At 38.2% G+C, this 2,980-nt stretch carries 5 protein-coding genes and 2 tRNA genes; 3 read left to right on the plus strand and 4 right to left on the minus strand.

Going from position 1 to position 2,980, the window contains the following annotated elements; translation table 11 throughout:
• Positions 1-799: Arm DNA-binding domain-containing protein (locus J502_RS15780; RefSeq protein ID WP_034685143.1), on the minus strand; the 799-nt coding region annotated here is incomplete at its 3' end.
• Between the two features lie 19 nt (positions 800-818).
• A complete protein-coding gene (locus J502_RS15785; RefSeq protein ID WP_000122748.1) occupies positions 819-1,028 on the minus strand; it encodes a hypothetical protein in 210 nt (69 codons plus the stop codon).
• Between the two features lie 112 nt (positions 1,029-1,140).
• Between J502_RS15785 and J502_RS15790 the strand changes: the two genes are divergently transcribed.
• Positions 1,141-1,368, plus strand: a complete 228-nt coding sequence (locus J502_RS15790; protein ID WP_000587224.1) for a helix-turn-helix domain-containing protein — start codon at positions 1,141-1,143, stop codon at positions 1,366-1,368.
• 325 nt (positions 1,369-1,693) lie between these two features.
• Here J502_RS15790 and J502_RS15795 read toward each other — a convergent pair.
• A tRNA-Gly gene (locus tag J502_RS15795) sits at positions 1,694-1,769 on the minus strand.
• 39 nt (positions 1,770-1,808) lie between these two features.
• Positions 1,809-1,884, minus strand: a tRNA-Gly gene (locus J502_RS15800).
• Positions 1,885-2,155: 271 nt separating this feature from the next.
• Between J502_RS15800 and J502_RS15805 the strand changes: the two genes are divergently transcribed.
• Both J502_RS15805 and J502_RS15810 read left to right on the plus strand, forming a co-directional pair.
• Entirely contained in the window at positions 2,156-2,464 is a 309-nt protein-coding gene (locus tag J502_RS15805; RefSeq protein ID WP_034684677.1) for a BolA family protein, read from the plus strand.
• 18 nt (positions 2,465-2,482) lie between these two features.
• Complete coding sequence (locus J502_RS15810; protein WP_005405841.1) at positions 2,483-2,872, plus strand: SirB2 family protein; 390 nt, start codon at positions 2,483-2,485, stop codon at positions 2,870-2,872.
• Positions 2,873-2,980: the final 108 nt, after the last annotated feature.

Raw genomic sequence — 2,980 nt, forward strand, 5'->3', positions numbered from 1 at the left:
GGTCAGAACCATAAGTTTTGGTTCCACCAAGCTCGCCATTTACTAACGCTTCTCTGATATGGATTTCACGACGCTGTAAGTCGATATTTTTCCATTGCAGACCATCGATTTCACTGGTACGCATACCCGTAAAAAAGCGAATGGTGTAATAGGGGCGGAAGTCTTCACGCACTGTGGTAAGAATTTTATGCACCTCTTCCAGAGAAAAAGGTGTGACTTCAATCTTGCTTTCCTTCAGATTGTTAATATTTTTATAAGGCGACTCAAACTCGTATCGTTCAGCCGCATCATTGAGTATCATACGTAAAGGCGTCATGATTTGATTGATCCTCGATGCTTTCAGACTTGTTTGATCTTTTCCGTGTGTCACTTTGGCGAGAGAGGCACGGAAGTTCAGCAAGTCTGACTTCTTGATTTTCGAGAGAACCTGATTACCAAAAGCAGGAATCAAATAGTTTTTGATCACAATTGAAACCTTTTGCTGATATGAGGTTCTCCATTCAACTTGTTTCTGCTTAAACCACAATTCAGTAAACTCTTTAAAAAGAGGAACTTTGGTCTGTACAGCAATTTGCTGACTTCTTTTTTCCTTAAACTCCTCAACACGGTTACTTTTTGGAAAGTACTTTTCGTATTCAAAAGTTCCCAAAGTAATTTCAGCTTCAAGCTGTTCGAGACGTTTTTTCAAAATGCGTCGGTTATAAGCATTGTCTTCAAGATTGGTTGTCTCTCTACAACGAATGCCCATGTAGCGAAAGTCGGCAATCAGTTTGCCACTTCGTTCCCGGATGGTAGCCATCAGTTAAACCTCCTAAGCCTTATTGCAAGGCATCCATGCTTAAACCGGTGAATTTAAGCATTTCAGTTTCAATGCGTTCCCAAACAAAAAGAATTTTTCGACCACCAAAAGGACGGATGTAGTGAACACCTTCAATAAAGACACTGTCCTTCAGTTGGTTGCGGATAGTACGAGCGTCGTACTGGATTTTTTCAGCCAGTTGCTGGGCTGTGAGATAGGTATATGACATAATAGAGCCTCATATTTTTTACTAGGTAACTAGGAAAAATTATTCCTAAGACATAAATTATCATATTTTTATGTTGTTGCAAGTACTTTTTATGATTTAAGTAGGAAATTTTATGATTATTTCAAACTTGGCAGTTTTATTAGCAGAAAGGAAACTTAAGGTTGCTGATTTGGTAAGAAGTACTGGAATTAATAAATCTACTTTGCACAAACTTTATAATGATGAATCTGTACGGATTGATTTTGAAACCATTGATAAAATTTGTATTGCATTAGATGTGGGAGTGGGTGATTTATTGATTTTTAAGAAAATTGATAATAATCAAAATGATAATGACTAGTTTGGTCACAAATGGTCACATCAAAAAGTGAAATGGTCACAAATATTTGATCGTTTGGTAAAAAAAACCTTGTTTGGAAGAGAACAGGGTGATTTTTTGCTTTCAAAAAAGCTCTGAAAGTGGTGATCGATTGAGGACATTTAAGGTCAATTGAGGCCATTTTTATTGTCGTGGGCACGCCATGGTCACATCTTGGTCACAAAATACAAATTACATTAAGAATATTTTTTATTGAATCGAATAACAAAGGAAGAAGAGTTTTTAAAAAATATAATAAAATCAACAAGAAAAAAGCCCCAATCTTTCGATCAGGGCTTTTTGAATTTGGAGCGGGAAACGAGACTCGAACTCGCGACCCCAACCTTGGCAAGGTTGTGCTCTACCAACTGAGCTATTCCCGCATATTGAGCAGTTTTTATAAAAACTTGAACTAAAAAATCTGGAGCGGGAAACGAGACTCGAACTCGCGACCCCAACCTTGGCAAGGTTGTGCTCTACCAACTGAGCTATTCCCGCGTGCCGCTTATAATACATTATGGAAGATACCGGTCAACATTTTTCTACAGAATATTGAACTGATTGCATAAAATAAAATCATTTTAAGCTATTTAAATTCAACTTTTATCATCTTTTAGCCTGTTTGCCTTGCCATTCAGCACAAGGTAGTTGGTTTTATATCGAGGTATAACTATAAAAAGATGTAAAACATAAAGATTTTACTAAGGTAAGCTGGCTGAGGAACACGTATACTTCAATTCCACTCCAATAATCACTCAGAGGACTAGTTATGAGCCTAGAACAGCAACTGATTGAACGATTACAGACTTTGTCACCTACTCATCTTGAGGTAGTTAATGAATCTTCAAGTCATGGCGGTTATTTCCCGGGTAAAGAAACACACTTTAAAGTTATTATTGTCAGTGAGTCTTTTATTGGCCTGCGATTGGTACAGCGTCATCAGAAAATTTATGCTCTGACGGCAGATTTGATGAGTCCTGGCAATATCCATGCCTTGTCTATTCATGCTTACTTACCGACTGAATGGCCGGGGATTGCACCTGCAAGCCCTGAATGCGCCCATGCGCCTAAAGTTTAACAAGAGTATAAATTATACATGGATACTCATCTGTTCTTAAAAATTATACATATGAGCAGTGCCACACTAGCTCTGATTGTTTTTGTGCTGCGTGGCCTGACCCTGTTTATCGGAACACAGGGCAACCAGCCAAACCCCATCGGACGTAAGATACTGGTCGCACTACAGCACTTATCCTTTAGCCTGATCATTTTAACAGGTATTATTTTATTAGTGATGAATCAGTTTATGGTACAGCCTTGGTTTTATGCCAAGATTATTCTGTTTATCGTTCTGTTTTCCTCGCTCATGAAGGCTTTCCGCAAGGATGATTCTATATTGTTAGTACAGCGTCGAGCCGGTTTGGCCATTGGTTTATTTGCTTTTATTGCCATTATTTTACTCGTGACCATTAAGCCAAACTTTTAGCACGCTATATACAGCTTGAGTAGCGGTGTGGTTAATTTATAGACCGGTTAAAGGAGCTCATTTCAGAGATTTCCTTTGTAATTAAATCAGCACGTATATATGCCATCC

The sequence above is a fragment of the Acinetobacter sp. 1294596 genome (genome assembly GCF_000582925.1).
Taxonomy (GTDB): Bacteria; Pseudomonadota; Gammaproteobacteria; order Pseudomonadales; family Moraxellaceae; genus Acinetobacter; species Acinetobacter radioresistens.